This is a genomic window from Micromonospora ferruginea, assembly GCF_013694245.2.
GTDB lineage: Bacteria > Actinomycetota > Actinomycetes > Mycobacteriales > Micromonosporaceae > Micromonospora > Micromonospora robiginosa.
In genome coordinates, this window is sequence record NZ_CP059322.2 from 4,771,037 (window position 1) to 4,797,761 (window position 26,725).

At 74.7% G+C, this 26,725-nt stretch carries 30 protein-coding genes, 1 tRNA gene and 2 pseudogenes; 10 read left to right on the forward strand and 23 right to left on the reverse strand.

The window, feature by feature from the left end; translation table 11 throughout:
• Positions 1 to 4 precede the first annotated feature (4 nt).
• The 6 genes from H1D33_RS20770 to H1D33_RS20795 all read right to left on the reverse strand — a co-directional run bounded on the left by H1D33_RS20770 (position 5) and on the right by H1D33_RS20795 (position 6,443).
• Positions 5 to 78 (reverse strand) — tRNA-Ala (locus tag H1D33_RS20770).
• 216 nt (positions 79 to 294) lie between these two features.
• Entirely contained in the window at positions 295 to 1,077 is a 783-nt protein-coding gene (sepX, locus tag H1D33_RS20775; protein ID WP_181571560.1) for a divisome protein SepX/GlpR, read from the reverse strand.
• 179 nt (positions 1,078 to 1,256) lie between these two features.
• Positions 1,257 to 1,895, reverse strand: coding sequence for a GNAT family N-acetyltransferase (locus H1D33_RS20780; RefSeq protein ID WP_181572651.1), 639 nt, complete (start codon positions 1,893 to 1,895; stop codon positions 1,257 to 1,259).
• 52 nt (positions 1,896 to 1,947) lie between these two features.
• Complete coding sequence (locus H1D33_RS20785; RefSeq protein WP_181571559.1) at positions 1,948 to 3,261, reverse strand: molybdopterin molybdotransferase MoeA; 1,314 nt, start codon at positions 3,259 to 3,261, stop codon at positions 1,948 to 1,950.
• On the reverse strand, positions 3,258 to 4,253 hold the full coding sequence (locus H1D33_RS20790; RefSeq protein ID WP_181571558.1) for a UTP--glucose-1-phosphate uridylyltransferase: 996 nt from the start codon (positions 4,251 to 4,253) through the stop codon (positions 3,258 to 3,260). Before H1D33_RS20790 ends, H1D33_RS20785 begins: the two co-directional genes overlap by 4 nt.
• Before the next feature lie 9 nt (positions 4,254 to 4,262).
• Entirely contained in the window at positions 4,263 to 6,443 is a 2,181-nt protein-coding gene (locus tag H1D33_RS20795) for a GGDEF domain-containing protein (RefSeq protein ID WP_181571557.1), read from the reverse strand.
• Positions 6,444 to 6,527: 84 nt separating this feature from the next.
• Between H1D33_RS20795 and H1D33_RS20800 the strand changes: the two genes are divergently transcribed.
• Complete coding sequence (locus H1D33_RS20800; protein ID WP_181571556.1) at positions 6,528 to 7,172, forward strand: 5-formyltetrahydrofolate cyclo-ligase; 645 nt, start codon at positions 6,528 to 6,530, stop codon at positions 7,170 to 7,172.
• Positions 7,172 to 7,378: pseudogene (locus H1D33_RS20805) on the forward strand (FmdB family zinc ribbon protein); the annotation flags it as partial. The gene H1D33_RS20800 and the pseudogene H1D33_RS20805, both read left to right, overlap by 1 nt.
• 14 nt (positions 7,379 to 7,392) lie before the next feature.
• On the opposite strand, the gene H1D33_RS20810 reads toward H1D33_RS20805, so the two are convergent.
• Entirely contained in the window at positions 7,393 to 7,557 is a 165-nt protein-coding gene (locus tag H1D33_RS20810; RefSeq protein ID WP_246412305.1) for a hypothetical protein, read from the reverse strand.
• A gap of 401 nt (positions 7,558 to 7,958) precedes the next feature.
• On the opposite strand from H1D33_RS20810, the gene H1D33_RS20815 reads away from it, so the two are divergent.
• Positions 7,959 to 8,441 (forward strand): flagellar biosynthesis protein FlgA, encoded by a 483-nt coding sequence (locus H1D33_RS20815; RefSeq protein WP_181571555.1) that lies wholly within the window; start codon positions 7,959 to 7,961, stop codon positions 8,439 to 8,441.
• A gap of 14 nt (positions 8,442 to 8,455) precedes the next feature.
• On the opposite strand, the gene H1D33_RS20820 is transcribed toward H1D33_RS20815, so the two are convergent.
• Positions 8,456 to 8,638, reverse strand: coding sequence for a hypothetical protein (locus tag H1D33_RS20820; RefSeq protein ID WP_181572649.1), 183 nt, complete (start codon positions 8,636 to 8,638; stop codon positions 8,456 to 8,458).
• 311 nt (positions 8,639 to 8,949) lie between these two features.
• On the opposite strand from H1D33_RS20820, the gene H1D33_RS20825 reads away from it, so the two are divergent.
• The gene (locus tag H1D33_RS20825) at positions 8,950 to 9,828 is read left to right on the forward strand and encodes a hypothetical protein (protein WP_307755227.1); all 879 of its coding nucleotides are present in this window, start codon (positions 8,950 to 8,952) and stop codon (positions 9,826 to 9,828) included.
• A gap of 7 nt (positions 9,829 to 9,835) precedes the next feature.
• Here H1D33_RS20825 and H1D33_RS20830 read toward each other — a convergent pair whose 3' ends face one another.
• Entirely contained in the window at positions 9,836 to 10,318 is a 483-nt protein-coding gene (locus H1D33_RS20830) for a DUF2231 domain-containing protein (protein ID WP_181571554.1), read from the reverse strand.
• Positions 10,319 to 10,437: 119 nt separating this feature from the next.
• Between H1D33_RS20830 and H1D33_RS20835 the strand changes: the two genes are divergently transcribed.
• Complete coding sequence (locus H1D33_RS20835; protein ID WP_181571553.1) at positions 10,438 to 11,289, forward strand: oxygenase MpaB family protein; 852 nt, start codon at positions 10,438 to 10,440, stop codon at positions 11,287 to 11,289.
• 7 nt (positions 11,290 to 11,296) lie between these two features.
• Here H1D33_RS20835 and H1D33_RS20840 read toward each other — a convergent pair whose 3' ends face one another.
• From H1D33_RS20840 to H1D33_RS20890, 11 genes are all read right to left on the reverse strand, one after another.
• On the reverse strand, positions 11,297 to 12,130 hold the full coding sequence (locus H1D33_RS20840; protein WP_246412167.1) for a RecB family exonuclease: 834 nt from the start codon (positions 12,128 to 12,130) through the stop codon (positions 11,297 to 11,299).
• 132 nt (positions 12,131 to 12,262) lie between these two features.
• On the reverse strand, positions 12,263 to 12,877 hold the full coding sequence (locus H1D33_RS20845; protein ID WP_181571551.1) for a MarC family protein: 615 nt from the start codon (positions 12,875 to 12,877) through the stop codon (positions 12,263 to 12,265).
• A gap of 31 nt (positions 12,878 to 12,908) precedes the next feature.
• Positions 12,909 to 13,775, reverse strand: coding sequence for a PHP domain-containing protein (locus H1D33_RS20850; protein WP_181571550.1), 867 nt, complete (start codon positions 13,773 to 13,775; stop codon positions 12,909 to 12,911).
• Positions 13,776 to 13,785: 10 nt separating this feature from the next.
• Positions 13,786 to 15,057, reverse strand: coding sequence for a hypothetical protein (locus H1D33_RS20855; protein ID WP_181571549.1), 1,272 nt, complete (start codon positions 15,055 to 15,057; stop codon positions 13,786 to 13,788).
• A complete protein-coding gene (locus H1D33_RS20860; RefSeq protein WP_246411968.1) occupies positions 15,054 to 15,842 on the reverse strand; it encodes a SigE family RNA polymerase sigma factor in 789 nt (262 codons plus the stop codon). Before H1D33_RS20860 ends, H1D33_RS20855 begins: the two co-directional genes overlap by 4 nt.
• A gap of 103 nt (positions 15,843 to 15,945) precedes the next feature.
• Positions 15,946 to 16,818: a PH domain-containing protein gene (locus H1D33_RS20865; RefSeq protein WP_181571548.1), complete on the reverse strand. Its 873-nt coding sequence runs from the start codon at positions 16,816 to 16,818 to the stop codon at positions 15,946 to 15,948.
• A gap of 6 nt (positions 16,819 to 16,824) precedes the next feature.
• A complete protein-coding gene (locus H1D33_RS20870) occupies positions 16,825 to 16,983 on the reverse strand; it encodes a hypothetical protein (RefSeq protein ID WP_013283898.1) in 159 nt (52 codons plus the stop codon).
• A gap of 118 nt (positions 16,984 to 17,101) precedes the next feature.
• Complete coding sequence (locus H1D33_RS20875; RefSeq protein ID WP_307755228.1) at positions 17,102 to 17,800, reverse strand: TFIIB-type zinc ribbon-containing protein; 699 nt, start codon at positions 17,798 to 17,800, stop codon at positions 17,102 to 17,104.
• A gap of 90 nt (positions 17,801 to 17,890) precedes the next feature.
• A complete protein-coding gene (locus H1D33_RS20880; protein WP_181571547.1) occupies positions 17,891 to 18,514 on the reverse strand; it encodes a TrmH family RNA methyltransferase in 624 nt (207 codons plus the stop codon).
• A gap of 35 nt (positions 18,515 to 18,549) precedes the next feature.
• A complete protein-coding gene (locus H1D33_RS20885; protein WP_181571546.1) occupies positions 18,550 to 19,041 on the reverse strand; it encodes a hypothetical protein in 492 nt (163 codons plus the stop codon).
• A 92-nt stretch (positions 19,042 to 19,133) separates the two neighbouring features.
• The gene (locus H1D33_RS20890) at positions 19,134 to 19,649 is read right to left on the reverse strand and encodes a MaoC family dehydratase (protein WP_181571545.1); all 516 of its coding nucleotides are present in this window, start codon (positions 19,647 to 19,649) and stop codon (positions 19,134 to 19,136) included.
• Positions 19,650 to 20,194: 545 nt separating this feature from the next.
• Between H1D33_RS20890 and trxA the strand changes: the two genes are divergently transcribed.
• The 3 genes from trxA (at position 20,195) to H1D33_RS20905 (ending at position 22,081) form a co-directional block, all read left to right on the forward strand.
• Positions 20,195 to 20,557 (forward strand): thioredoxin, encoded by a 363-nt coding sequence (gene trxA / locus H1D33_RS20895; protein ID WP_181571544.1) that lies wholly within the window; start codon positions 20,195 to 20,197, stop codon positions 20,555 to 20,557.
• A gap of 142 nt (positions 20,558 to 20,699) precedes the next feature.
• On the forward strand, positions 20,700 to 21,140 hold the full coding sequence (locus H1D33_RS20900; protein WP_181571543.1) for a hypothetical protein: 441 nt from the start codon (positions 20,700 to 20,702) through the stop codon (positions 21,138 to 21,140).
• Positions 21,137 to 22,081: an HTTM domain-containing protein gene (locus tag H1D33_RS20905; RefSeq protein WP_181571542.1), complete on the forward strand. Its 945-nt coding sequence runs from the start codon at positions 21,137 to 21,139 to the stop codon at positions 22,079 to 22,081. Before H1D33_RS20900 ends, H1D33_RS20905 begins: the two co-directional genes overlap by 4 nt.
• Positions 22,082 to 22,102: 21 nt before the next feature.
• On the opposite strand, the gene H1D33_RS20910 is transcribed toward H1D33_RS20905, so the two are convergent.
• Positions 22,103 to 22,522, reverse strand: a complete 420-nt coding sequence (locus tag H1D33_RS20910) for a thiol-disulfide oxidoreductase DCC family protein (protein ID WP_181571541.1) — start codon at positions 22,520 to 22,522, stop codon at positions 22,103 to 22,105.
• A gap of 91 nt (positions 22,523 to 22,613) precedes the next feature.
• On the opposite strand from H1D33_RS20910, the gene H1D33_RS20915 reads away from it, so the two are divergent.
• Positions 22,614 to 24,644 carry an intein-containing Rv2578c family radical SAM protein gene (locus H1D33_RS20915; protein WP_181571540.1) on the forward strand — a complete coding sequence of 677 codons (2,031 nt, stop codon included), beginning with the start codon at positions 22,614 to 22,616 and terminating at the stop codon, positions 24,642 to 24,644.
• 17 nt (positions 24,645 to 24,661) lie between these two features.
• Here H1D33_RS20915 and H1D33_RS20920 read toward each other — a convergent pair.
• Positions 24,662 to 25,512 (reverse strand): annotated as a pseudogene (locus tag H1D33_RS20920) (IS5 family transposase).
• Positions 25,513 to 25,598: 86 nt separating this feature from the next.
• Between H1D33_RS20920 and H1D33_RS20925 the strand changes: the two are divergent.
• On the forward strand, positions 25,599 to 26,006 hold the full coding sequence (locus H1D33_RS20925; RefSeq protein ID WP_181571539.1) for a CoA-binding protein: 408 nt from the start codon (positions 25,599 to 25,601) through the stop codon (positions 26,004 to 26,006).
• A gap of 15 nt (positions 26,007 to 26,021) precedes the next feature.
• Here H1D33_RS20925 and H1D33_RS20930 read toward each other — a convergent pair whose 3' ends face one another.
• Positions 26,022 to 26,669: a TetR/AcrR family transcriptional regulator gene (locus H1D33_RS20930; RefSeq protein WP_181571538.1), complete on the reverse strand. Its 648-nt coding sequence runs from the start codon at positions 26,667 to 26,669 to the stop codon at positions 26,022 to 26,024.
• Between the last annotated feature and the right edge of the window lie 56 nt (positions 26,670 to 26,725).

Sequence of the window (26,725 nt, forward strand, 5' to 3'; positions counted from 1 at the left end):
TGGGTGGAGCTGAGGGGATTTGAACCCCTGACCCCCTCGATGCGAACGAGGTGCGCTACCGGTCTGCGCCACAGCCCCTCCGCCGGCAACCCGGCGTAGGTCCCACCCGGCTTTCACCGGGCGGGCCGGCGCCAAGGCTAACAGGTCCCGCCCCCGACACGCGAACCGCCCCGCCCTACGCCCCCAGTCCGCCGATCTTGGAGTTGTGGCACCGCCGATAAGCCGCCAACGAGACAAACCCTGGCACCACAACTCCAAGATCGACGGGGCGGGGCGGGGCAGGGCAGGACGGGGTCAGGCGCCTCGGCCGGACTGGTAGGGGCGACCGCGCAGGCCGCCGGCGCGACGGTAGGAGACCGAGCCGCCGCTCGCGGCGGGGGGCAGGTCCGCGGGACGGTCCAGGCCCATCGCGGTACGCCGGACCGCCTCCCGCTGGGCGGCCAGCCGGCGTTGGGCCTCCCGCCGGGCCGCGGCGCGCCGGGCCTGCTCGCGGCGCACCTCCGCCTGGCGGGCGGCCAGCCAGGCGGCCTCGCGGGCGTCCGCGCGCCGCCGCCGGCGCTCGGCCAGCGCCCGCTGCCGCAGGTGTACGACGTACGCGACGAGCAGCGCGCCGGTGACCGAGACACCGATCCAGAACCCGGGGCCGACCAGCATCACGCCGACCAGCTCGACCAGGTTGAGCAGGAGCAGCGCGGCGAGCACCCGGCGCCGGCGGTAGACCGCGGGGGTGTGCCGCCGGTGCGGCGGGTGCCGTCGGCGGGACTGCGCCGGGACCGCCGAAACGGGCCGGAGCCGGCCGGAGCGCCGCCGCACGGGCGGGGCGGACACCGGCCGAGCAAGACCGCCCGTGTCGGCATTCTCACTCAAGGTGACGACGAGTGCACGCGGCGGGTGCAGCGGCCGGCGTCCGGGCACGGTGCGTCGACGACGCTCGCGCTGGAGCACCCGCGCCGTCGACTGCGCCCGCTCCGCCACCAGCCGCTCGGTGGCGTCGTACCGGCGGACCAGCGCCGGAGCGAGGGCGAGCAGACCGGCGGCGGCGAGGACGGCGAGGAGCACCGACGTCGGCACCCTCACCCCTCCCGTCACCAAGTTCGGGGCGAGCGCCACACGGCCGCAACTTCTTCCGTCGACTCTCGTTAACGGCGCACATCATGCGGACCGGCAGCGCTTGCCACAGCTTGCAGTTACTTGAGGTTACGGGCCGCCGACCGAGATCACCGTGCGCCGCGCCGGGCGGTCACCGCCCGAACGGGTCAGCGCCGGTTGTCACGTACGCGGTGCCAACGGGCCAGCAGCCCGCCCTCGGCGGCCACTTCCTCGCCGGTCATCGCGTATCCGATGTGGTCCCGCCAGGCGCCGTCGATGTGCATGTACCGCACGTGGTAGGCCTCCTCGCGGAAGCCCAGCTTCTCCACCACCCGCCGGGACGGGACGTTCTCCGGTCGGATGTTCACCTCGATCCGGTGCAGGCCACCGGGGCCGAACGCGTGGTCCACGGCGAGCGCCACCGCGGTGGGGATCACCCCCCGCCCGGCCACCCGGGAGTCCACCCAGTAGCCCACGTACCCGGAGCAGAACGCCCGCCGGACGATGCTGCCCACGTTGAGGTGCCCGACCAGTCGCTCCTGCCCGTCCTCGCGCAGGCAGACCGCGAACGGCATGCCGTCGCCGGTGCGCGCCGACCGGCGCTGGTCGGCGTGGACCAGGCGGAACGCGGCCGGCGAGTTCGTCTGGTCCCAACCACCCGGCACATGGGACTCCCACGGGGCCAGCCACTCCCGGTTCGCCCGCCGGATCGTCGACCAGGTCACCGCGTCGGAACGCCGGTAGGGCCGCAGCACCACCGGACCGTCCACCAGCACCGCCGGCCACCCCGGCGCCCGCCGGAACATCACCGAACAACACCGATCGCGACTGCGGGGCTCGCAAGCTCACTCCTCGCGCTCACCGGCGCCGGTCCAGCAGCAAGACGTCCACGGTGGAACCGGCCGCGGCGGTGGTGACCCGCTCACCGAGCACCAGCAGGCCGTTCGCCTCGGCCAGGCCGGAGAGCGTGAACGGGCCGCCGGCCATCGGCTGCACGGTGTAGCCGCCGCCGCGCCGCTCGGCCACGTGCGCGGGACGGAACTCGCGCAGCCCCACCGGGGACGAGACCGTCTCCAGCAGGTGCGCGCGCACGCTTGGCCGGAACACCGGCTCGGCGCCGGCCAGCAGTTGGATGGCCGGGCGGGCCAGCACCTCGAAGCCGATCAGCGCCGCGCCGGGCTCACCGGGAAGACAGACCACCGGCACCTCCTCGGCGCCGACCGTACCGAAGCCGAGCGCCGTGCCGGGATAGAGGGCCACCTCGGTGAAGGTGACCGGGCCGGCCCGGCCGCCGTCGCGCCGGGACAGGATCCGGCGGACCATGTCGCCCGGCCCGGTGCCGGTGCCGCCGGTCGTGATGATCAGGTCGGCCCGCAGCGTCTGGTCCTCCAGCAGGCCACGCAGCGCCTCCGGGTCGTCGTCGCAGATCCCCACCCGGTACGCGAGCGCGCCCGCCTCGGCCGCCGCCGCGGTCAACGCGTGCGAGTTGGTGTCCACCACCTGCCCGGGCTGGCTGCCCCGGCCCACGTCGACCAGTTCGTCGCCGGTGGCCACGATGACCACCCGCGGGCTGGGTCGCACCACCACGTGCCCGATGCCGGTGGCCGCGAACACCGCCACCAGGGCCGGCGAGACGTACGCGCCGGCGCGGGCGAGCAGCGTGCCGGCGACCAGTTCCTCCCCGGCGCGGCGCAGGCCGTACCCCCGCTTGGGGGCGCGGAAGATCTCCACCGCGGCCATGCCCTGGTCGGTCCACTCCACCGGGACCACCACGTCCGCGCCGATCGGCAGCGGCGCGCCGGCCGCCACCGAGAAGCAGGCGCCCGGGGTGAGCCGCACCGGTCGCCAGCTCGCCGCGCCGAGGTCACCGACCACGTTGAGCCGGATGCTGCGCCCGCCGGGCATACCGGAGGGGGCCGGGACGTAGCCCGGCCCCCGGCTCCCTCCGGAGATGTCCTCCCAGCGCGCGGCGTACCCGTCCACCGCCGCCTGGTCGAAGGCGGGGAACGAGTGCGGGGCGACCACGTCCTCGGCGAGCACGTTGCCGTACGCCTGGGTCAGGTCGAGGTCGAGCGGAGGCAGCGCTCGTAACCTGCGCAGCACGCTGCCCAGGTAGTCGGCGAGCGGCGTCAACTCGTTCGCGGCCGCCTCGGCGTCGGCCGTCGCGGTCATGTATTGGCACCGCCGGACGCGTTGCGCAGGCCGTTCAGGACCGCGTCGGTGACCGTCTCGTCGCCCTTGTTGACGAACTCGGCCAGCCACTTGCGGAACTCGGCGCCGAGATCCTCGCGCTCGGCGGCGATCTGGACCACGGTCTGCAGGTAGCCGAGCGGCATGCCGGTGTCGTAGCGGGTGCCCCGGTAGACGATGGCGTGCACCGGCACGCCCTCGGTGCGCAGCAGCTCCATCGCGTCGGTGAGCTGGATCTCGCCGCCGCTGCCCGGCTCGGTGCGCCGGATCGCGTCGAAGATCCGCCCCGGGAGCACGTACCGGCCGAGGACGGCCAGGTTGCTCGGCGCCTCCTCCGGGCTGGGCTTCTCGACCATGCCGGTGACCCGGACGACCTCGGCGATGTCCGAGTATTCCGACTCGGCCGGCTCGACCGAGGCGATGCCGTAGCGGCTGGTCTCGGCCGGGTCGACCTCGAAGAACGCGAGCACCACCCCGCCGGTGCGGGCCTGCAGCTCCAGCATGGCCGGCAGCAGCGGCTCGGAGGGCTTGACGAACTCGTCGCCGAGCAGCACCGCGAAGGGCGCGTCGCCGACGTGCGACTCGGCGAAGCCGACCGCGTGACCCAGGCCGAGCTGCTCCGGCTGGCGGCAGGTGTAGATGGCGGCCAGTTCCTCGGTGCGCTTGACCGCGGCCAGCAGCTCGGGCTTCTTGGCGAGCCGTTCCTCCAGGTCGGGCCGGCGGTCGAAGTGGTCGACCATGGAGGTCTTGCCCCGCCCGGTGATCAGCAGCACGTCGGTGATGCCGGCCTGGGTGGCCTCCTCGACGATGTACTGCAGGACCGGCCGGTCGACGACCGGCAGCAGTTCCTTGGGGACCGCCTTGGTGGCCGGCAGGAACCGGGTGGCCAGGCCGGCGGCCGGGATGACGGCCTTGACCGCGCGGGAGCGACCGGTCGCGGCGGTCGCTGAGGGGTTCGCTGAGTGCTCCGACATGTCGCGAGACTATCGGCCACGGCTCTGCCGCGGCGGGTGAGGACCGGAAGACGCGCCGCCCGGCCCGGCGCCCGCCGGGTCCGCCGCGCCGGCCCTCGGCAACCCGTCGGGCGGGGTGACCGTGGCCGCCACCACCGGAATCTCCTGGGTGGGCACCGGATCCCCGGCCGGCGCCAGCCGGTAGCCGTCCCGTCCGGCGGCCTTCGCCGCGTAGAGCGCGTCGTCCGCCGCGTCGAGCACCTGCTGCCCGCCGCCGGCGTGGTCCGGGTAGACCGCGATGCCGATGGACACGGTCACCGGCACCCGCAGCGGCTCGTCGCCGTGCCCGTCGACCGGCACCGGCTGGTCGCGGACCACCGCGCCGATCCGCTCGGCGACGATCGCGGCGCCCCGGGCGTCGGTCTCCGGCAACAGCACCACGAACTCCTCGCCGCCGTGCCGGAACGCCAGGTCCACCTCGCGGATCACGCCGCGCACCCGGCGGGCGAACTCGACCAGCACGGCGTCCCCGGCGGCGTGCCCCCAGGTGTCGTTGACGTGCTTGAACCGGTCCAGGTCGAGCGCGAGCACGCTGAGCATCCGACCGAACCGGTTCGCCCGCTCCACCTCCCGCCGGATCGACTCGCGCAGGTAGCGGTAGTTCCACAGCCCGGTCAGCGGGTCGGTGAGGGAGAGCCGCTGCGCCTCCTCGTGCACCCGGACGTTCTCCACCGCCACCGCCGCGTGCCCGGCGAACGTCCGCAGCATGACCAGGTCGTCGTCGTCGAACTCATCGCCGCCGAGCCGGTCGTAGAGCGCCAGCACGCCGAGCGCGGCGCTCGGCGGGGCGGCCGGGTCGCCGTCGGCCGGCGGGTGGCCGGGACGCTCCGGGCCGCGCGGGTCGGGGGCGGCGAACGGCACCGCCACGTACGTCTCGCAGGTCGGCTCCCCGGTCCGCGCCTTCGGCGGGGTCCACCGGCCGCGCAGCGGCTCCCCGGTGGCGGCCACCGCGCCGACCACCCCGGCGCCGACCGGCACCCGCAGCGTCGCCGGGTCGGTCGGATCCTCGGTCGGCCAGCGGCCGGTCAACCCCTCCACGCACTGCCCGACAAGCACGCCGTGGCCGTCGAGCAGCAACACCGCCCCGGCCCGCGCGCCGGTCCCGGCGATCGCGCTGTCCAGGATCACCCGCAGGATGCGTTGCAGGTCGTGCGTGCTGGCCAGCGTGTCGCCGAGCACCACCAGGTGGTTGCGGAGCTGGTCCCGGCTGCTGGTCAGGGCCGCCACGTAGCTGCCGGTCTCCCGGGTCATCCGGTTGAACGCGCCGGCCAGCCGCCCGATCTCGTCCCGGCTGCGCACCGGCACCCGGGCGGTCAGGTCCCCGTGCGCCACCCGGTCCACCGCACCGGCCAGCTCGACCAGCGGGCGGGTGGTCACCCGGGCCAGCCGCCAGGCGGCCAGCACGGCCAGCAGCGCGGCCAGTACGACCGCGGCGACCAGCGCGCCGTAGAGGCCGGGCGGGCGCTGCCCCGGCACCGAGAGCACCAGCGGCAGCGGCTGCCCCGGGGACGGCCCGACCCGGCGCACGTACCGGCCGTCGCCGGTCCCGGCCACCCGGTCCCCGGCCACCCGGCGGGCGGCGGCCAGCACCGCTGCGCGTACCCCCTGGTCCTCGGTCGTATGGGTGATCCGCCCGGGGTCGTCGAGGAGGGTGATCCCGACGCCGGTCACGGCCGCGAGCCGCGCCACGAAGGCCGGGTCGACGGGCTGCGCGGCGGCGACCGCGCCGAGGTCGGCGCCGGCCGGGTCGCGGAGCCGGACCTGGACGGCGAGCGCGCCCACCGGACCGGCCGGGGCGCCGGCGCAGTCCTGCCAGGGGCCGGCCGGCCCGCCGGCGGTGGCGTAGCTGGTCCGGCCGCTCGGGTCGGCGATCACCACGGCGGCGGCCAGGCCCCGGCCGACCACCTGGTCGGCCGCGCGCGACCGGGCCGCCGGGTCGCCGACCAGCGCGACCGCGTCGGCCGCCGCGCGGAGCTGCTGGCAGAGCGCGTCGACGGAGGTACGCACGCCGGCCGCGGCCAGGCCCAGCCGCTCGGTGGCGCGCCCGCGGTCGACCGCGCTCAACGTGGTGCCGACGAAGACCGCGCCGAGCAGCACGGGGCCGAGCACCACCACGAGGAAGGCCACTGTCAACCGCCCGCGTAGCGTCAAGCCTTCCCCCCGGAAGTTCCGCGCCCCTTGGTGCGATGCTGACACAGAGCGACCGGTAGACAAGCGTTGCGTCAGGAGTGTTGCGTGCCGGATTTTTCGGATGAGGTGCACGAGGCGAAACGGGAGCTGCGCGTCGCGCTGCTCGCCGCCCGCCGGTCGCTGCCCGCGACCCGCCGCGCCGAGGCCGCCGCGTCCGTGCAGGCCGAGCTGACATCCCTGGTACGCCGGCTGCGGCCGGCCCGGATGACCGCGTACGTGCCGGTCGCCTCCGAGCCCGGCGGACCCGACCTGCCCGAGGTGCTGCGCGCCGCGCTGCCGCCCGACGCGGAGCTGCTGCTGCCGGTGCTCGCCGACGACCTCGACCTGGACTGGGCCGCCTACACCGGTCGGGAGTCGCTGCGGGCCGCCGGCCGGGGACTGCGCGAGCCGACCGGGCCGCCGTACGGCCGGGCCGCCGTGGCCGGGGCGGACCTGGTGGTGGTGCCGGCGCTGGCGGTGGACCGCCACGGCGTGCGGCTGGGCCGGGGCGGCGGCTCGTACGACCGGGCGCTGGCCCGGGTGCCCGCGACCGTGCCGACGGTGGCGCTGCTGCACGACGGCGAGCTGGTCGGCGCGGTCCCCGCCGACCCGCACGACCGGCCGGTGCACTGCGTGATCACGCCGGCGGACGGGCTGGTCGCGGTGCCGGGTGTGGGACCGAGCGCTTCCGCTGGACGAATCCGGGTGTGATGACGCACCATTGGCACTCGAAGACCACGAGTGCCAGACCGGCCGTGCCAGATCCGGAGGAGAACGTGCCCACGTACCAGTACGCCTGCACCGCGTGCGGCCACCAGCTCGAGGCGGTGCAGTCCTTCTCGGACCAGCCGCTGACCGAGTGCCCGGCGTGTGAGGGGCGGCTGCGCAAGCTCTTCAACTCGGTCGGCATCGTGTTCAAGGGCTCCGGCTTCTACCGCACGGACTCCCGTCCGTCCGGTTCCGAGAGCAGCACCGGGACCACGAGCAAGCCGGCCAAGTCCGAGTCGTCCGGGTCCTCCTCGTCGGAATCCTCGTCGTCGGGGTCGTCCTCGTCCTCTTCGTCGGGGTCGTCCTCGGCGTCCGGGTCCGGGTCCACCGCCGGCAAGGCTTCGGCGGCCAGCTCGGCCTGATTCCGCCGCGTTCCGGAAGTGGCCGTCCCGCCCGGGGCGGCCACTTCGTGCGTTGCGGTGGTAAGGCGGGGCCCCCGCTTAACGCATTCGGTAGAGGCGGGGCCCCCGGTTAACACCTCCCGGGCGGTGGGCACCCGGCTCGGCGGGGGAGCCGGCGTTGGGGGTTCGGAAGCCGCCGCCTCGAACGCCGGCACCCGCTCGGGCTGGCCGGGCTCGTCGTCCACAGGCAGGCGGGTTATCCACAGGCTGGTCGCGGGGGCGACGCGGAGGGGCCGAGCGCGCCTAGCCTGCTGACGGGCCGGAAGCGGTCGGGCCGGTCGGTCGGGCCGGGCCGGTCGGGATGGCGGAGACGGGTGGGAGGCCGGCGGTGGCGGGTGCGGAGTCGACGTTGCGACCGGTGCGCTGGCGCGGGCTGCCCCGACGCCGGACGCTGGTACGGGTGACGCTGGTCGCGGTGCTCCTGGGGCTGGCCGCGGCGGTGCTGCACACCCCCGCCGGCTGCCCGCCCGGATCGCCCTCGGCCACCGGCACGACGACGACGCCCTCGGCCCGGCCCGGTGGGACGGCGGAACTGCCCGCCGGGGCGGTCGGTGTGCCGATCCGGCTGGCCGAGCCGGCCGCTCTCGCCGTGCTGCGCCCGGGTGCCCGGGTCGATCTGCTGGTGGTGCCGGCCGGCGGGTCGTCGGACCCGAGCCTGCTCGCCCCGCGCGCGCTCGTGCTCGACGTGGTGGGCGCCGGCGGGGCGGTCGACGGGTCCTCGGCGCTCTACCTGGCGCTGCCGCCGGAGCAGGCACGGCGTGCGGTCGGCCTGCCCGAGGGCAGCCGCTTCGCCGTGGTGGTGCGTGGCTGAGCCGGCCGGGCGGGTCAGTCCCAGTGCGGCGGGCGCTCGGCGAGCAGCCAGTCGTCCCTGCCGCCGGGGCGCTCGCCCCAGCCACGGTCGGTGTCGTCGGTGGTCTGCTCGGGCAGCACCACGAAGTCTTCGCTGAGGTCGACCACGCGGTCGTCGTCGCCGCGCGGGACCCGGATGCCGGGTTCGGTCACGAGCAGCAAGGATACCGCCGCCGGGCGGCCATCTCGACCCTCCCGGCCGTCCCCGGATCGGGTACGTCCTCCCTGAGCGCGCCCGCCACGTCCAGCTCGGCTCCGAGCCGAGCCGAGCCGAGCCGAGCCGGACGGTGCCGGGTCGGGCCGGACGGTGCCGGGTCGGGCCGGACGGTGCCGGGTCGGGCCGGACGGTGCCGGGTCGGGCCGGACGGTGCCGGGTCGGGCCGGAGGGCCGCGAACGTGATGCCGTTGGTGGATCGAGGCTCGCCGCGTCGGACGGCCGACCGGCCGGGGCGTTGGTAGCGTCGGTCGGCGTGACGACGCCGAGCGGTGGCAACTCCGACGACGAGACCTGGCGACGCCCCGAGCCGTCGGCCACGGCGGACGGGACACCGGTCGCGCAGCGGCCCGGTGACGACCGGCCGACCGGCACGGGCCACGCCGACGAGGGCGAGCCCAGGGAGCCGGGCCCCGCCGCCGGCACCGACCCGACGCCGGCCGAACGAACGGACCCGGCCGACCCGACGCCGGCCGAACGAACGGACCCGGCCGACCCGACGCCGACCGAGCGGACGGACCCGGCCGACCCGACGCTCGCCGAGCGGACGGACCCGGCCGACCCGACGCCGGCCGAACGAACGGACCAAGCCCACCCGACGCTCGCCGAACGAACGGACCCGCCCGCGACGGCCCCCGCCGAGGACCCGGGCGACGCGGAGCCCGCCGAGAGACCGGGCGACGCGGGAACCGACCCCGCCGAGGCGGGACACGCGGGCGCCGGTACGTCGGACACCGCAGTGACGACCCCCGCGCCCGAAGCGGGTGTGCCCGGAGGCACCAGCCCGTGGTCGCGTGAGGGCGCCTCGGAGAGCCCCTGGGCCAGGCCGGACCCGGCCGCTCCGACCGGCGGCTGGACCGCGACCGGCGGCGAGTGGCCCGGCCCGGCCGGGTACGCCGGCGCCCCCGCCCCGGGTGGCTACGCCGGACCGCCGACCGGCACCCCACCGCCGCCCGGCTGGCGACCGCCGGTGCACGTGCAGGTGCCGCCGCCCCGGCAGCTCCCGCCGCAGGACATGGCCGCCATGGACCGGTCCGAGCAGCGCGCCCAGCAGCTCACCTACGGCGTCGGGGCGGTCGTCGGGGTGGTGCTGCTGCTGCTGACGTGCCTGCTTTGCTCGCGGATCCTGTTCTAGCCGCAGGTCAGACGATCCCGTCCCACACCGTCTTGGCCCCGCTGTCACCGGTCAGGTAGACGTAGACCAGCGCGAACACGGCGAGCACGACCGCCACGGCGGTGAGCGCGATCGGCACCCAGCGGGGCAGGTCGCGGATGCGGGCGTAGCCCTTGGTGCTCAGCACGAGCAGGAGCGCCACGACCGCCAGGCCGAGCGTGAACCAGAGCAGCGTCTCGCCGTACTCGGAATGCTCGTGGATCTTCTGGAGCCCTTCGGCCGGGTAGCCGCGCGACTCCAGCACCTCCTCCAGTTCCTCGCCGGACTCGGTCGCCACCCAGGCGAGGATCGGGGTGACCACGGCGAGCGCCAACACCGCCCAGTCGAGCCGGGGCCGCCAGCGGGGCAGCACCCCGTAGGCGACGGTGAGCAGCGCCAGCAGCGGCACCAGCACCACCACCGCGTGAATGACCAGGACGTGGCCCGGGAGACCGTTGACTTCCCTGAACACCGACACCTCCGGCGAGTGGACGGATTCGCGCGCGGTCAGCGTACGACGCGGCGTGGCCGCACACCGAGATCCACGCAGCACGAACCGTGCCGGTTCATCCGGCGTGGCACTCTTGACCGGTGGACACCGACGACATCGGCCTGTTCGGTCCGGGCTCGGTCACGTGGAAGGTGCACGAGGAACCGGTCCTGATCGTCGCCGGCCTGCGCTCGCTCTACCTGCAGGCGCTGCATCCGCGCGCGATGGCCGGGGTGGCGCAGAACAGCAACTACCGCGCCGACGCCTGGGGCCGGCTGGTCCGCACGGCGACGTACGTGGCGACCACGATCTACGGCACCACCGCCGAGGCGGAGGCGGCCGGCCGGCGCCTGCGTGGGCTGCACGCGCGGATGCGCGCCACCGATCCGGTGACCGGTGAGGAGTTCCGGGTCGACGAGCCGGACCTGCTGCGCTGGGTGCACGTCACCGAGGTCGAGTCGTTCGTGAGCACCGCGCGCCGGGCGGGGCTGGCGCTGACCGACGACGAGGTGGACGGCTACTACACCGAGCAGCGCCGGACGGCCGCCCTGGTGGGGCTGGACCCGGCGTCGGTGCCGGGCACCGCCGCCGAGGTCGACGCCTACTACCGGGCGGTACGCCCCGAGCTGCGGATGACCCGGGAGGCGGCCGAGACGGCGTTGTTCCTGACCGCGCCGCCGATCCCGTGGAAGCTCAGCCCGCCGGTGAAGCTCGGCCTGAACCTGGGCCCGCCGCGCTGGGCGTATCTCGGGGTGGCCGGCACCGCGCTGGGGTTGCTGCCGCCCTGGGCGTTGCGGCTCTACGGCGGGCTGGGCCTGCCGACCACCGCGCTCTCGGCGGAGGTGGGCGTGCGGGCGTTGCGGCTGGCCCTGGCGGCGGTGCCGCGGCGCTACCGGGAGGGGCCGTTGCAGCAGGCCGCCAAGGAGCGGGCGGCCCGGCTCACGGCCGCCTGAGGCGTCCTCAGTCGGCGTCGGCGAAGCGTTCGACGGCCGACCACGGGTCCTTGCCGGGGGCCTGCGCGCCGGCCGGGCAGGTGCGCCGGTAGTCGCACCAGCCGCAGCGCGGCCCCGGCTCGGTGGGGAACTCCTCGTCGGGGTCGGCCCCGCCGGCCACCGCCCGCTCGGCGGTCATGATGTCGCGGGCGGTCTCCTCGGCGCGGGTGAGCTGCCGGTGCAGCGACTCCGGCGTGTGGTCGTGCGCGGCGACGGTGCCGGTGGGCAGGTGGTGCAGCTCGACCCGGCGGCACGGCCGGCGGAACACCCGCTCCGCCGCGTACGCGTAGAGCGCGAGCGCCTGCGAGCCCCGGGCGTCGTCGGCGTCGAGCCCGGTGCGGCCGGTCTTGTAATCGACGATGACCAGCTCCGGCCGGCCGTCCGGGCCGGGGCGGGAGTCGATCCGGTCGGTGCGGCCGTTGAACGCCAGCACCGCGGTCTTGACGGCGACCACCCGCTCCACGCCGATCGGCTCGTCGGCCGGGTCGAGGCCCGCCACGTAGGACTCGAGCCAGCCCAGCGCCCGGCGGAAGGCGTCGCGTTCCTGCTCGTCGTCGCGGTAGCCCTCGCGGACCCAGGTGCCCTTGAGGAGGGTGCCGAGCGCCTCGGGACGGCGGCGGTCGGGGGCCAGCGCATACCAGTTCTTCAGGGCGGTGTGGACGCTGGCGCCCAGCGAGTTGTGCGCCCAGGGCGGGCCTTTCGGCGGGGCCGGCCGGTCCACGTAGGCGTAGCGGTAGCGGCGGGGGCAGTCGGCGTAGGCGCCGAGCTTGCTGGGGGTGCAGACGAACAGCCGTTCGGGCATGCCCTCGAAGCCGAGCTGCTCGGCCTGCTCGGCGCGGGGTCGGGGCGCCCGGCCGCCGGTGGGTCGTCCGGTCGGTGAAGGTCGTCGCACACCGCTGATCCTGCCACCCGGCTGTGACACCGGCCGGACGGCTCAGGCGTTGTTGAGGTATTCGGTCACGAACGCCGCGATCGCGTCCGCGATGAGCTGCACCGCGATGGCGGCCAGCAGCAGGCCGGCGATCCGGGTCAGCACCTCGATGCCGCCGGGGCGGAGCACCTTGACGATCCCGCCGGAGAAGCGCAGCACCACCCAGACCGCGACCATCACCGCGACGATGGCGAGCGCGATGGCCACGTAGTCGGTGACGCCGCCGGCCCGCTGCACGAACAGCATGGTGGCCACGATGGCGCCGGGCCCGGCCAGCAGCGGGGTGCCCAGCGGCACCAGCGCGATGTTGGAGGTGACCTGCTGGCTCGGGTCGTCGGCCTTGCCGGTGAGCAGTTCCAGCGCGACCAGCACCAGCAGCAGGCCGCCGGCCGCCTGGAGGGCGGGCAGGTCGACGTGCAGGTAGGCCAGGAGCGTCTGACCCGCCACCGCGAAGATCACGATGACTCCGAGCGCCAGCGCCACGGCCTGCCAGGCGGCCCGGTTCCGGTCGCGGGCGGGCAGCGGCCCGGTGAGCGCGAGGAAGATGGGCATCATTCCGGGCGGGTCGACGATCACCAGCAGGGTCACGAAGACCTCGCCGAAGAGCTTGAGATCCACGCGGACACGGTAGCCGGGCGGCCGGAACGCTTCAGCCTGAAGCGACCGGGGTCACCCCCCGGGCCAGCCCGACGATCCGCTCGTACGCCTCGGGGCTCGTGGTGTGCGCGCCGAGCCGGACGGTCTTGTGCGTGCCGTGGAAGTCCGACGAGCCGGTGACCAGGAGATCCAGCTCGGCGGCGAGGCGGCGGACGTGCTCCCGTTCGGCCGGGCTGTGGTCCTCGTGGTCGGCCTCCAGGCCGGCCAGGCCGGCCGCCGCCAGGTCGACGATCAGCTCGTCCGGCACGATCCGGCCGCGCCGGCTGGCCCGGGGGTGGGCGAAGACGGGCACGCCGCCGGCCGACCGCACCAGCTCGACCGCGCGGAACACGTCGATGTCGTCCTTGGGCAGCCGGTAGCGCTCCCCCAGCCAGTCCGGCCCGAACGCCTCGGTGGTGGTGGCGACCAGGCCGGCCCGGATCAGCGCCTGCGCGATGTGCGGCCGGCCGACCGTGCCGCCGGCCGCGCCGGCCAGGATCTCCGTCCAGCTCACCGGGATGCCGTCGGCCTGGAGCAGGCGGACGATCCGTTCGCCGCGCTCCTCCCGGGCCAGCCGGACCCGGGCCAGCTCCGCCACCAGTTCCGGCGATTCCGGGTCGAAGAGGTACGCGAGCAGGTGCAGCGGGATCGCCGGCTCGGCGCCGGACCAGCGGCAGGAGAGTTCGGCGCCGCGGATCAGGGTGAGACCGGGCGGCAGGGCGGCGACCGCGGGCGCCCAGCCGGCCGTGGTGTCGTGGTCGGTGAGCGCCACCACGTCGAGCCCGGCCTCGGCGGCGGCCACGACCAGCTCGGCCGGGCCGAGCGTGCCGTCGCTGGCGGTGGAGTGGGTGTGCAGGTCGATGCGGGCGGGAGCGCTCACCCGCCCGACGCTACGCCCCGTCCGGCGCGACGGGGGTGTCGGCCACCACCACCGGCCGCTGCCCCGGCGGCACCCCGTCGAGCGTCGACGGGGTCGGCCGCTCGCCGGCCAGCACCCGGTCGGGCTTCACCCGGACCAACCCGCCGGTGGCGTCCACGTGCAGCGCGGCGCCGGCGCGGGTCCAGGCCACCGGGCCGGCCAGCAGCGGGCCGGCCGGGTGGGCGGCCGGGGCGCCGGCCGGGTTGACCAGCACGGCGGTGCCGTCGGTGCCGTTGGCCAGCAGCCACCGCCCGTCCGGGGAGACCGCGCCGAGCCCGTCGGCGGCCAGCTTCGGACCGCAGCCGGTGCGCGTCGGGGTGAGGTCGCGGGCCGGGTCGAGCAGTGCCAGGCAGGGCTGCCGCGCCGGCCCGGTGACGACCAGGCCGACCACCAGGCCGTCCGGGCGGGTGCCGTAGACGCCGCGTACGTCCGGGTTCACGCTGCCGGGCACCCCGCCCATCGCGCGGCGCCAGACGCTCATGCCGCCCCGGTCGGGCTGGGCGACCAGCACGTCGTCGCCGGTGAAGCCGACCGGCACGACGCCGGTCGGCGCGGCCACCCGGCTGGGCGCGATGAGCTGGCCGGCGACCACCCCGGCGGCGACCAGGTCGGGGCCGTCCCGCCAGGCCACCTGCCGGCCGTCCGCGGAGACCGCGACGGCGTCCGCGGCGGCGAGCATCACCTGCGGCGCGCCGCCCGTGGCGGACACCCACCAGAGGGTACGCCCGGCGGCGGTGGCCGCCGAGGTGAGCAGCCAGCCCTCCCGGTCGTGGATCCGCTGCGCCCGTTCGACGCCGCCCACCCCGGTCAGCTCCCGCCGCTCGCCTCCGCTGGTGTCCAGCAGGTCGCCGACGAGCAGGTCGAGTTCGGCGCGGACCGGCCCCGGCCGGGACACTAGAGCGGACGCGCGGGGCAGCGGGCTCGCGGACAGCCCGGGCGGGTCGCCGAGCACCACGGTCGGCGTGCCGCCGCGCCCGCCCGACTCGCTGAGCTGCGCCATCCCGGTGGTGACCACGACCGTCGCCGTCGCCGCCAGGGCCAGGCCGGTGAGCATCCGGCGGTGTCCGCTGCGCCGGGCGCGCCGCAGCACGTCGCCGGCCGGGTCGACGCGCAGCGGTCCGGGCCGCTCGACCCGACGGGTCAGCGTCTCCCGCAGCGCCCGTTCCAGCTCGTCCTCGCCCACGGCGAATGGACGCTCCGGGCTGCTCGTTCGGTTGTCACCGGCGGGCCGGACGCCGCTCATCGGGACTCCGCCGTGATCCCGACCGTCGGGCGGACCCGGGCCGTCGTCGTCGCCGGCAGGGCGGTCGCCGGGGTCGCGGGCCGGTCGCCGGGCTCGGGGTGCCGGGCGCGCGCGGTGGCCGGGGCGGCGGGCCGGCCGCCAGGCTCAGGCTGCCGGGCGCGCGGGGCCGCGGGTCGGCCACCGGGCTCGGGCTGCCGGGCGCGCGCGGTGGCCGGGGCGGGACGGCCGGCCGGCGCGGGCGGGGCGATCGGCGGCGCCTCGGCGGCCGGCTCGGTCGGCAGGCCCAGGGCGGCCTCGGAGCCGAGCCGGCGGCGCAGGGTGTTCAGCGCCCGGGAGGTCTGGCTCTTGACCGTGCCCGGGGAGATCTCCAGCAGGGCGGCCGTCTGCGCCTCCGACATGTCCTCGTAGAAGCGGAGCACCAGCACGGCCCGCTGCCGGGCGGGCAGCGCCTGCAGGTGCCGCCAGAGCGCGTCCCGGTCGAGCTGCTGCTCGATCTCGTCGACGCCGGCCCGTTCCGGCAGCACCTCGGTGGGCCGTTCACCGTGCCAGCGCCGGCGCCACCAACTGGTCGACGTGTTGACCAGGACCCGGCGGGCGTACGGCTCGATGGCGTCGATCCCGCCGAGCCGCTTCCAGGCCAGGTAGGTCTTGGTCAGCGCGGTCTGGAGCAGGTCCTCGGCGGTGGCCCAGTCGCCGGCCAGCAGGTAGGCGGTGCGGAGCAGGGCGCCGGATCGGGCCGCGACGAACTCGCGGAACTCCTCCTCCAGCGGATCCCTGCTCGCCACACTCACCTCCGCGCCCCCGTCCTGCCTGGCAGGCTCCCACGGCCGGGTGGGTCGGGTCGACGGCGAAAGGTGTGCAGTCCCTCCGATGTTCGGACGGAAAGTTTCAGGCGCCGTCGTCGGCCTTGGCCTCGTCGGCCTCCTTGCCCAACCGCGCCTCGACGGCCTGCGGCTCGTACATCTCCTCGACCACGCGCAGGTAGAGCTCGTTCGGGTTGGGCAGGTTCTTGACCTCGCGCAGCGCCTGCTCCTGACCCGCCGACTCCAGCACGAACGTGCCGTAGTTGAGGGCGCGGCCGGTCGGGGTCTGCTCGTATTTCATGTCGGTGACCCGGACCAGCGGCATCATCGCGACCCGCCGGGTGATGATCCCGTTGACCACCATCACCCGCTTGTTGGTCAGGATGAACCGGTCGTACCACCAGTCGGCGACCCGCCAGGCGACCCAGCCCATCACCGCGAACCAGAGCAGCACCGCGACCGTGGTGAGCGCGCCGACGTCCCGCCCGGCGAGGAAACCGGAGAGGTAGCCGAGCACGAACGTGGCGGCGATGCCGACGATGATCGGCGTGCTGAGGTGGATCCAGTGCCGCTTCCACTCGCCCCGGTAGCGCTCGGTGGGGAAGAGGTAGCGGGCGACCAGCGAGCTGGGCTCGTCCTCCAGGGGCAGCACACGGCGCGGGGCCATGCCGGAGGCGTCGACCCGGAGGCCGGCCAGCTCCTCCTCGGAGATCGGCTGTTCCGGGTAGCCCTCGGGGTCCCGCGCCCAGGCGCGACCGGAGCGGCCCTCGCCGGCATAGCCGGGACCGTCGCCGAACGCGGCGTTCTCCGACAGGGAGGGCCCGGCCCCGTAGCCGGAGCCGGCGCCGAAGCCGGGACCGTCGTCCGGGTCGATCCGGGGGATCGGCTCGGTGTCGCGCTCCCGGCGTGCCCGGTCGGGATCGTCCGGGTCGAAGGGGGGACCGGAAGGGCTTCCCATCGGCGGCTAGGCGACGAGGTTGGTGAAGAAGTCGCCGAAGCCCTGCGCGATGTCCATGATGCCGCCACCGAGAGACTTGAACACGTCGGCTGCCGAGTTGGGCCGGTAGGCGACGAAGAAGATCAAGAATGCGATGCCGGCCCAGGTGAGGACCTTCTTGACCATAGCGGGCCATCCTCTCGCGCGGAGCCGGGTCCGTTTACCGCAGCGGCACCCAGAGTATCAGCATGGTGTCTTACCGTGAATATCTGCGTCCGCTCCCCGACTCGCCGGTGCCGGCCGGTCAGGCCTGCCCGTGCAGATACGGGGACGGTGCGCCGTACACGAGCTCGGGCGGCGTCCACTCGGTCAGGTCGTGCAGTACGACCTCTTCCGCGAGGAGGTGACCCGCGCTCGCCGGCCAGGCTATCGCATGGAGCCACATTCCCCGAGCCTCGCCGGCGTACGCGCTTCGATCCGTTTCGGACCGGACGAGCCACAGTGGAGTGGGGTGACCGCCCACCCGGATCTTCGCGTGCGGCAGACGCTCGGGGTGACCAGGGCCGGGATCGGTCAGCGCCTCCTCGACCTGGGGGCCGGGGTCGGGGCCGGGCAGTCCCGCGAAGCGGGAACCGAGACCGACGCCGGGCTCCTCGGCCACGAAGATCAGGTCGGCCGGTCCACCGTCGAGCGGTGCCGGGCCGGCACAGGCGACCACCGTGGCGCGGACGCCGGCCCGCTCGTCGCCCGCCCAGGCCACCCCGGTCAGCGTCCAACCGGGCGGGAGCGGCCACGGGCACCACAGCGGCATCCCGGGCCGGTCGGCCGGTTCGCCGTCGGCGGCCACCCGCTCGACCACGCTCGCCATGATCTCGGCGCCGATGTGCTCCGGCACGTGCAGGGGCGCGACCGGGCCGCACCGCAGGCACCGGTACTCGCCGTGCATCAGGTCCGGCTCGCGCACCGGGCCCGCGCATCTCGGACAACTCACCGCGACTGTCACGTCTTCACGGTCGCCCCGGACCGGCGAGGCGTCAAGCGGGCCGGGCCGACAAAGATGGGATTTCCATCCGGCGCACCTCCATCGCCGGCGTCAGCCCGGCGGCGGCCCGGCGTACGACCGGATCCAGGCGTGCATGGCGATGCCGCTGGCCACGCCCGCGTTGATCGAGCGGGTCGAGCCGTACTGGGCGATCGAGAAGAGCGCGTCGCAGGCGGTGCGGGCCACCGGGGAGAGCCCCGGCCCCTCCTGCCCGAAGAGCAGGACGCAGCGGCGGGGCAGGACACCCGTCTCCAGCGGCCGGCAGCCGGGCAGGTTGTCGATCCCGACCACCGGCAGCCGCTCCCCGGCCGCCCAGGCGACGAACTCCTCGATCGTCGGATGGTGCCGGACGTGCTGGTAGCGGTCGGTCACCATGGCGCCCCGACGGTTCCACCGCCGGCGACCGACGATGTGCACCTCGGCGGCGAGGAAGGCGTTGGCGTTGCGGACCACGGTGCCGATGTTGAAGTCGTGCTGCCAGTTCTCGATCGCCACGTGGAAGTCGTGCCGACGCCGGTCCAGGTCGGCGACCACGGCCTCCCGCCGCCAGTAGCGGTAGCGGTCCACCACGTTGCGCCGGTCCCCGGCGGCGAGCAGCTCCGGATCGAGGCGCGGGTCGGCCGGCGGGTCGCCGGGCCACGGCCCCACCCCCACGTCGAGCTGGTCGTCGGTCACGGTCTGCAGAGGGTACGGGCCGGCCGGGCGCGTCGTCAGCGCAGGTCGAGCGCGCCGCCCAGCCGTTCCAGGAAGCGCCGGTCGGCCGGGCTGGGCGAGGTCTGGCCGGCGTGACACACCCGGGCGGCCACCGACTCCACCCACTGCCGGTACGCGGCGGAGTCGGCCGGGTCGGCCCGCCGCCGCAGCACCCGCACCGTGGCGCGGGCGGCGGCGAGCAGGTCCACCAGGTCGGTCAGGCGCTCGCCGCGCTCGGCCGCGCCGTCGTGGCGCGCGTAGATCGCGGTGACCACCGCGCGGATCAGGTCGCTGTCGAAGGCCCGGCCGGCGGCCACCGCGTCCAGGCCGGCCAGCCCGGCGGTGACGCCCCGGTGCGGGCGCCCGGGGCCGGGCGAGGCGGCGGCGACGAGCACGCGGCCCGGCAGGTCGGTCAGCAGGTCCCACTCCGCCGCGGAGTACGCGGCGGTGGTGGGCGGTGCGGCGCGGCGACCGGCAGAGGGCGGCTCTCCGGCGACGGAGTGGCTCATGGGGACCTCCAGCCCGAGCATATGCCCCGGGCGGAGTCGCGGGCCCCGTCCCCGCCGAACGGCGACGGGACCCGCGCGTCGCGCGTACCGGGTCAGCGCGGCTCGGGGAAGCTCGGCCGCTCCGGGTCGACGCCGTCCGGCACGGCCGCGGCCGCGTGCTCCTTCTTGGGGACCATGACCTTGCGCCGGAAGACGCAGACCATCGTGCCGTCCTGGTTGTAGCCCCGGGTCTCCACCGCGACCACGCCGCGGTCGGGCTTGGAGGCCGACTCGCGCTTGTCGAGCACGGTGGTCTCGCCGTAGATCGTGTCGCCGTGGAAGGTCGGCGCGACGTGCCGCAGCGACTCGATCTCCAGGTTGGCGATCGCCTTGCCGCTGACGTCGGGCACCGACATGCCCAGCAGCAGCGAGTAGATGTAGTTGCCGACCACCACGTTGCGCTTGAACTGCGAGGCGGACTCCGCGTAGTGGGCGTCCAGGTGCAGCGGGTGGTGGTTCATGGTGAGCAGGCAGAAGAGGTGGTCGTCGTACTCGGTGACCGTCTTGCCCGGCCAGTGCCGGTAGACCGCGCCGACCTCGAACTCCTCGTAGTAGCGGCCGAACTGCATCCTGGTCCCTTCGACGGGCGGCGATGGAGTTCGGCACAGCATGCCTTACCGCTGGTTAAGGAGAGGGCCGGGGCGCTCGCGCGGGTGGAAATGTCACACCGGGGGCCGTCCGGGGGGAGACGCAATGAGCGGCGGGGCCCTCCCCGGCACCCGCCGCCCACGCTCTGATGCTGAAGATTCTGCCGTACGGGGCGCGTTGCCGACAGAGACAGGCGTCACATTTATCTTTTCGTAACACTACTCAAAGTTACCAAGACCCCTCCGGTAAGCGATCTCCGCAGGCCGGATCCCGCCTTGTCAGGCAGCAAGTTACTGATTCGTAGCCGGAACGGAGCGTGATCTCCTTGGAAACGCTCCCATCACGTCCCGTCACGCAAATGCGTCATGCACTTGCGATCCGCACGCCCCGGGGAACAGATAAGGTTCGATGTGCCGAGGATCACCCCAGGCCGGCCCGGTGTTTCGCCCCGCAGGCCCCGGGAATTCCCCTGGATCAACCTTGGTTCCACCGGACGTACGGCAATCCGCGGTGATCGGAGAGAGCAATGTCAACGGTTGAGCTGACCACGGCCAACTTCGACGAGGTGACCGAGCGCGACGGCATCGTCCTGCTCGACTTCTGGGCGGACTGGTGCGGTCCGTGCAAGCGCTTCGCCCCCGTCTACGAGCGCTCCTCGGAGAAGCACCCGGAGATCGCCTTCGGCAAGGTCGACACCGAGGCGCAGCAGGAGCTGGCGGCCAAGTTCAACATCAGCTCCATCCCGACCGTGATGGCGATCCGCGACGGCGTCATCGTGTACGCCCAGCCGGGCGCGCTGCCCGAGTCGGCACTGGAGAACCTGATCGAGCAGGTCCAGCAGCTGGACATGGACGACGTCCGCAAGAAGCTGGCCGAGCACAAGCACTGAGCACGCTCCCGCCGCCGGCCGGACCCCGTCACGGGCCCGGCCGGCGGCGTTCGCGTACCCGGTGACCGGCGGGACGGACAGTGGGAAATGGCCGATTGAGGGACGGTTCCGGACGCTTCACTCGGCGTATCGTCACGGCCTGATGGAGACCTTGACCGCGCGCGGGCGTGCCGTCCGGCTGGCCGCCACCCTGCTCGGGCTGGCCCTGCTCCTCCTCGGCACCGTGCACGGCACCGACGACGACTTCCCGTTCGGGCCGTTCCGGATGTACTCCACCTCCGACCCACCCGACGCGCCCGCACCCGACACCCGGGTCGAGGGCGTCGACCGGACCGGCGCGGTGGTCTCCCTCGGCCAGGACGCCACCGGCATCCGCCGCGCCGAGATCGAGGGCCAGCAGGACCGGTACGCCGCCGACCCGAGCCTGCTGCGCACCGTCGCCGAGGCGTACGCGGAACGCCACCCCACCGCCCCGGCGCTGGTGGAGGTGCGCGTCGTGGTCCGCTGGTACGACATCCAGGGCGGACGCCCGACCGGCGAGTGGACCGACCGCACCGCCGTCCGCTGGGAGACCGCCGGATGACCGGCTGGCTCACCGAGGCGGTGCCGCGCGGCCGGGTGGCTGCCTTCCGCACCCTCGTCTACCTCTTCGTCGCCGCCGACCTGGTGGTCTTCACCCCGTGGGTCCGCACCCGCGTCGACGTGCCCGGTGACCTCTACCGACCGTTGCTCATCGGCCGGCTGCTCCCGCTGCCCACGCCGGATGAGGCCCTGGTCGGCATGGTCTTCTGGGTGCTGCTGGTGGCCGCGCTGCTCGCCGCGACCGGCCGGGCGCCACGGCTGCTCGGCTGGACGGTCTTCGCGCTCTACTTCGAGTGGATGATCGTGGCGATGAGCTACGGCAAGGTCGACCACGACCGGTTCGGGCTCCTGGTGGCGCTGGCCGCGCTGCCGACGGCCGGCCGGGCCCGGCACGGCGACCCGACCCGCACCGAGGCCGGCGGCTGGGCGCTGCGGGTCACCCAGATCGCGGTGATCTGCACATACTTCCTCGCCGCCTGGGCCAAGTTCCGCTTCGGCGGTCTCGACTGGGCGACCGGCTCGGTGCTGGCCCGGGCGATCATCCGTCGCGGCACCGACCTCGCCGACCTGATCGCCCAGGTGCCCCACCTGCTGATCGTGGCCCAGTTCGGCATCCTGGCGTTCGAGTTGCTCAGCCCGCTGGTGTTCGTGGTGCCGGCGCGGTGGCGGACGGCCGTGATCGGCTTCTTCTACTCGTTCCACCTGGCGACCGTCGCGACCATCACCATCTCGTTCGCGCCGCACCTGGTGGCGATGACCGCCTTCCTGCCGCTGGAGAAGGTCCGCCCGGTGCTGCTCGCCCGCCGGCTGCTCACCCGCCGCGCCGGCCCGCCCACCGTCACCGACCACCCCCGGTCCGCGTCGCCCGCCGACCCACCCGCGCCGGCCACGCCCCTGACGCCCGCACCGGACCCGGTCACCGGTCCCGCTCCGCTGGGCTGACGGACGTCGGGGCCGGACCGGTCAGGACGTCGGGCCGGGGCGGCCCGACGGGCCGTACAGGCGCTCCCGGGCCTCCTGCGGCAACGCGCACGCGGCGGTGCCGCCCGGCAGCCGGTGGCGGTTACGCGCCACCCAGCGGTACGCGGGCCAGGCCGCGGCGCGTACCGGCGGGAGACGCAGGCCGCCCCCGGCGACGCGCCAGAGCGGCCCGCTGTCGCCGAGCAGCCGGGCGATGGCGTCCGGCCCGGCGGCACGGGAGCCGTCGGCGCCCACCCACTGCACCGCCTCCTCGCACTCGGCCTCGGTCAGGCCCAGCGCCGCCAGGTCGGCGAACTGCCACGGGACCACCCGGGCACCGGTGGGGATACGACGCTCGATGAACTGCGCGCAGCGGGTGCAGAAGGCGCAGTCGCCGTCGTAGACGAAGGTCGACGTCTCCATGCGTCCATCCTGCACCCGCGCCGGGCGCGGCGGCGCGCGGTGTCCGGCGCGTCACTTGCGCTTCGTTCGTACACGTGTTCGAATGAGGTCCATGCGCTGGGACAACCTCTCCGCTCCCCCGGACGAGGGGACTCCCGATCGGGCGGCGCCGGCGGCTCCACCCCTGCCGCTGGCGCTGCCCGGCGCGATCGCCCGCACGTTCGACACCCCCGACTTCGCCGGCATGACCTTCTACGAGGTGCACGCCAAGTCGATCATCAACCGGGTGCCGGGGCAGTCCCGCGTGCCGTTCGAGTGGACCGTCAATCCCTACCGCGGCTGCTCCCACGCGTGCACCTACTGCCTGGCCGGCGACACGCCGGTCCTGATGGCGGACGGGCGCACCCGGCCGATCAGCGAGTTGGCGCCCGGCGACCGGATCTACGGCACCGAGCGGCGCGGCGCCTACCGCCACTACGTCGTCACCACCGTGCTCGACAAGTGGTCGACGGTGAAGCCGGCCCACCGGGTCACCCTGGCCGACGGCACCACGCTGGTGGCCAGCGGAGACCACCGCTTCCTGACCGAGCGCGGCTGGAAGCACGTCACCGGCAGCATGCGGGGCGCCGCCCGCCGCCCCTACCTGACCACCCGCAACCGCCTGCTCGGCACCGGTCGGTTCGCCGTCGCGCCGAAGCGTTCCACCGACTACCACCGGGGCTACCTGCACGCGCTGGTCCGCCACCCCGAGCGTGCCCGCCGAGGCGTCCGGCTGGCCAGCACCGAGGCGGAGGCGCTGGAGCGCGCCGAGCGGTTCCTGGCCGACGCCGGCATCGCGATCGAGCGGGTCGCCGGCCGGCCGGCCCGCCGGTCCACCGTCGTCCGGGTGGCGCGGCCCGTCGATGCCGACAGCCTCGCCGAGCTGGTCCGCCCGCTGGAGGAGCCGACCGACGACTGGCGGCTCGGCTTCCTGGCCGGCGCGTTCGACGCGGGCGGCAGTTGCAGCCGGGGCGTGTTCCGCGTCGGCGTCGCCGACGACGGGCACCGCCGGCTGGTGGCGGACGCGCTCGACCGGTTCACCTTCCGGTGGGTGCTCGACGGTCCGGGCCACCGCGACACGACCGCCCAGCTCCGGCTGACCGGCGGCCTGCCGGAGCGGCTGCGCTTCTTCCACCTGACCGACCCGGCCGTCACCCGGAAGCGCTCGATCGAGGGCGCGGCGCTCAAGTGCGCGGCGCGGCTCCAGGTGACCGCCGTGGAGGACCTGGGCCTGGAGCTGCCGCTGTGGGACATCACCACCGGCACCGGCGACTTCATCGCCAACGGGGTGGTCAGCCACAACTGCTTCGCCCGCAACACGCACACCTACCTCGACCTCGACGCCGGCGCGGACTTCGACCGCCGGGTCATCGTCAAGGTCAACGCGGGTGAGCTGGTCCGGCGCGAGCTGGCCGCGCCGCGCTGGCGTGGCGCGCACGTCGCCATGGGCACCAACGTGGACTGCTACCAGCGGGCCGAGGGGCGCTACCGCCTGATGCCGCCGATCCTCGAGGCGCTGCGCGACTTCGCCAACCCGTTCTCGATCCTGACCAAGGGCACCCTGCTGCTGCGCGACCTGCCCCTGCTCCGCCAGGCCGCCGAGGTCACCCGGGTCGGGCTGTCCTATTCGGTGGGCTTCGTGGACGAGACGCTCTGGCGGCTGGCCGAGCCGGGCACGCCGAGCCCGCGCCGCCGGCTGGACGCGGTCCGCCGGCTGACCGACGCCGGCTTCCCGGTCGGGGTGCTGATGGCGCCGATCCTGCCCGGCCTCAGCGACGACGAAGAGTCGATCGACGCCACCGTGGCCGCGATCGCCGCCTCCGGGGCCACCGACGTGACCCCGCTGGCGCTGCACCTGCGACCCGGCGCCCGGGAGTGGTACGCGCGTTGGCTGGCCCGCGAGTTTCCCCACCTGGTGCCCCGCTACCGGCAGCTCTACCAGGCCGGCGCGTACGCGCCGCAGGCCTACCAGCGGGAGGTCACCGCACGGGTGCGGATGGCGGCGCGCCGGCACGGGCTGCACCGGGGCGAGGCCGGGGACAATCGCCGGCTGCCCGAGTCGCCGCCGGACACCCCGGCGACCGAACAGCTCTCCCTCCTCTAGGCCGTGTCTTCAAAGAGTTACAACCATTGCAGTAGCGCGGCGATGGTGACGGTGGCCTGGTACGACGTCGCGGTCTTGTCGTAGCGGGTGGCGACGCTGCGGCACTGCTTGAGCCGGTTGAAGCAGCGTTCGACGACGTTGCGCCGTTTGTAGAGCTGCTTGTCGAACATTGGTGGCCGGCCGCCCCGACTGCCTCGTCGGCGGCGGTTGGCCTGCTGGTCAGCGCGCTCGGGAATGGTGTGCCCGATGCCTCGTCGGCGCAGGTCGGACCGGATGGCCTTGGAGCTGTAGCCCTTGTCGGCGATGACGTGGTCCGGGCGGACTCGAGGCCGGCCGGTTCCTACCCGCTGGACACGGATGGCGGCCATGACGTGGGTGAAGCGGGTGCAGTCGTTGACGTTGCCACCGGAGAGCACGAACGCCAGGGTCCGACCCCAGCCGTCGCAGGCGAGGTGAATCTTGGTGGTCAGTCCACCTCGACTTCGACCGAGGGCGTGATCTTGTGGTTCGTCCGATTCCCGCCGCCCCCTTTAGCGCCGGCTGCGTGCTGGTGAGCGCGCACGATCGTGGAGTCGACCGACACCAGCCAGTCGATGTCACCAGCCGCGTCCGCGTCGGCCTGGACCCCGGCGAGCATCCGCTCGAACGTGCCATCAAGGGCCCACCTGCGGAAACGGGTGTAGATCGACTGCCACGAGCCGTAACGGGCGGGCACGTCCCGCCACGCTGCTCCAGCCCGGATCTTCCACACGATCCCGTTGAGCACCCGCCGGTCATCCGCCCGCGGCCGACCACCGGTCACCGCCGACGGCAGATACCTCGACAGCGCTTCCCACTCGACGTCAGACAACTCGTAGCGACGACCCACGCGCTACATCATCCGACACCAAGATCCTTTGAAGACACCGCCTAGGGGCGGGCTCGGGTGCGGGTGATGCGCGTTAGGCTCGGCTGATGCGTTCCGCCCAGCAGCTTCTCGCCGACTCCGCCGTGATCGCCGTGGTCGGGGCCTCCCGTGACCCGGGCAAGGCCGCGCACCGCGTACCACTGGAGATGCAGCGACACGGTTGGCGGATCATCCCGGTGAACCCGACGGTGGACGAGTTGTTCGGCGAGAAGGCGTACCCCACGCTGGCCGACATCCCGCACCCGGTCGACCTGGTCGACGTGTTCCGCCCGGCCCGGGACGCGGTCGAGGTGGTCCGGCAGGCGGTGGCGATCGGCGCCCCGGCGGTCTGGCTGCAGCTCGGGATCGTCTCCGCCGAGGCGCGCCGGATCGCCGAGGAGGCCGGTGTCGACTACGTCGAGGACCGCTGCCTCATCGTCGAGCGGGCCGCCGCCGGGCTCTCCCGTCGTCGCTGACGACAGCGGGGGCGGTCACGTCGCCAGCGCCGGGCTTTCGGGGCGGCTGACCACGCCGGCCGCCGGGTCGGGGCCGAAGATCAGGTCGAGCTGGGTGTCGAGCGCGGCCAGCGCGGTCTCCGGCGGATAGTGCCCGCCGAGCACGTACACGCCGAGCCCCTCCATCACGGCGAGCAGGCCGACCGCCGCGCGTTCCGGGTCCACCCGGCCATCCGCGACGAGCGGTGATCCGGCGGCGATCTGGCCGGCGACGAACGCGAGCAACGCGGCCGTGCCCTCGTGCAGCGCGGCGGCGACGGCGGGCCGGACCGCGGTGTACGCGAGGAAGGCCAGCGCCACCCGCCCGTCCGCCCGCCGCTCCTCGTCCAGCGGCAGCAGCGCGGCCAGCATGGCGCGGAGCAGCGCACGGGGTGCCGGTGTCGCGCCGAGCGCCCCGACCGCCCGGCCCACCCGGGCCTCGTTGCGCTCGCTCACCACCGCGAGCGCGAACGTCATCATCTCGTCCCGGGTACGGAAGTAGTGCTGCACCATCCCGGCGCTGACGTCGGCGGCGGCGGCCACGTGCCGCAGGCTGACCGCCTCCAGCCCCTGCTCGGCCGCGACCCGCATCAGCGCGTCCGCGATGAGCGCCCGGCGCTCCCGGTGGTCGACCCGCTTCGGCATGCCCCCATGGTTTCACAATGCGACTGCATTGACACGAGCGCCGTTCGGCCTTTACA

Bases quoted from the DNA above. Each gene is read 5' to 3' on its own strand.
- H1D33_RS20785 (WP_181571559.1), bottom strand. From the start codon at position 3,261: ATGACCGCGACGGCCGACGCCGAGGCGGCCGCGAACGAGTTGACGCCG.
- trxA (WP_181571544.1), top strand. From the start codon at position 20,195: ATGTCAACGGTTGAGCTGACCACGGCCAACTTCGACGAGGTGACCGAG.
- H1D33_RS20925 (WP_181571539.1), top strand. From the start codon at position 25,599: ATGCGTTCCGCCCAGCAGCTTCTCGCCGACTCCGCCGTGATCGCCGTG.
- H1D33_RS20905 (WP_181571542.1), top strand. From the start codon at position 21,137: ATGACCGGCTGGCTCACCGAGGCGGTGCCGCGCGGCCGGGTGGCTGCC.
- H1D33_RS20790 (WP_181571558.1), bottom strand. From the start codon at position 4,253: ATGTCGGAGCACTCAGCGAACCCCTCAGCGACCGCCGCGACCGGTCGC.
- H1D33_RS20840 (WP_246412167.1), bottom strand. From the start codon at position 12,130: ATGCCCGAACGGCTGTTCGTCTGCACCCCCAGCAAGCTCGGCGCCTAC.
- H1D33_RS20930 (WP_181571538.1), bottom strand. From the start codon at position 26,669: ATGCCGAAGCGGGTCGACCACCGGGAGCGCCGGGCGCTCATCGCGGAC.
- H1D33_RS20855 (WP_181571549.1), bottom strand. From the start codon at position 15,057: ATGAGCGGCGTCCGGCCCGCCGGTGACAACCGAACGAGCAGCCCGGAG.
- H1D33_RS20865 (WP_181571548.1), bottom strand. From the start codon at position 16,818: ATGGGAAGCCCTTCCGGTCCCCCCTTCGACCCGGACGATCCCGACCGG.
- H1D33_RS20900 (WP_181571543.1), top strand. From the start codon at position 20,700: ATGGAGACCTTGACCGCGCGCGGGCGTGCCGTCCGGCTGGCCGCCACC.
- H1D33_RS20915 (WP_181571540.1), top strand. From the start codon at position 22,614: ATGCGCTGGGACAACCTCTCCGCTCCCCCGGACGAGGGGACTCCCGAT.
- H1D33_RS20910 (WP_181571541.1), bottom strand. From the start codon at position 22,522: ATGGAGACGTCGACCTTCGTCTACGACGGCGACTGCGCCTTCTGCACC.
- H1D33_RS20780 (WP_181572651.1), bottom strand. From the start codon at position 1,895: ATGTTCCGGCGGGCGCCGGGGTGGCCGGCGGTGCTGGTGGACGGTCCG.
- H1D33_RS20890 (WP_181571545.1), bottom strand. From the start codon at position 19,649: ATGCAGTTCGGCCGCTACTACGAGGAGTTCGAGGTCGGCGCGGTCTAC.
- H1D33_RS20885 (WP_181571546.1), bottom strand. From the start codon at position 19,041: ATGAGCCACTCCGTCGCCGGAGAGCCGCCCTCTGCCGGTCGCCGCGCC.
- H1D33_RS20870 (WP_013283898.1), bottom strand. From the start codon at position 16,983: ATGGTCAAGAAGGTCCTCACCTGGGCCGGCATCGCATTCTTGATCTTC.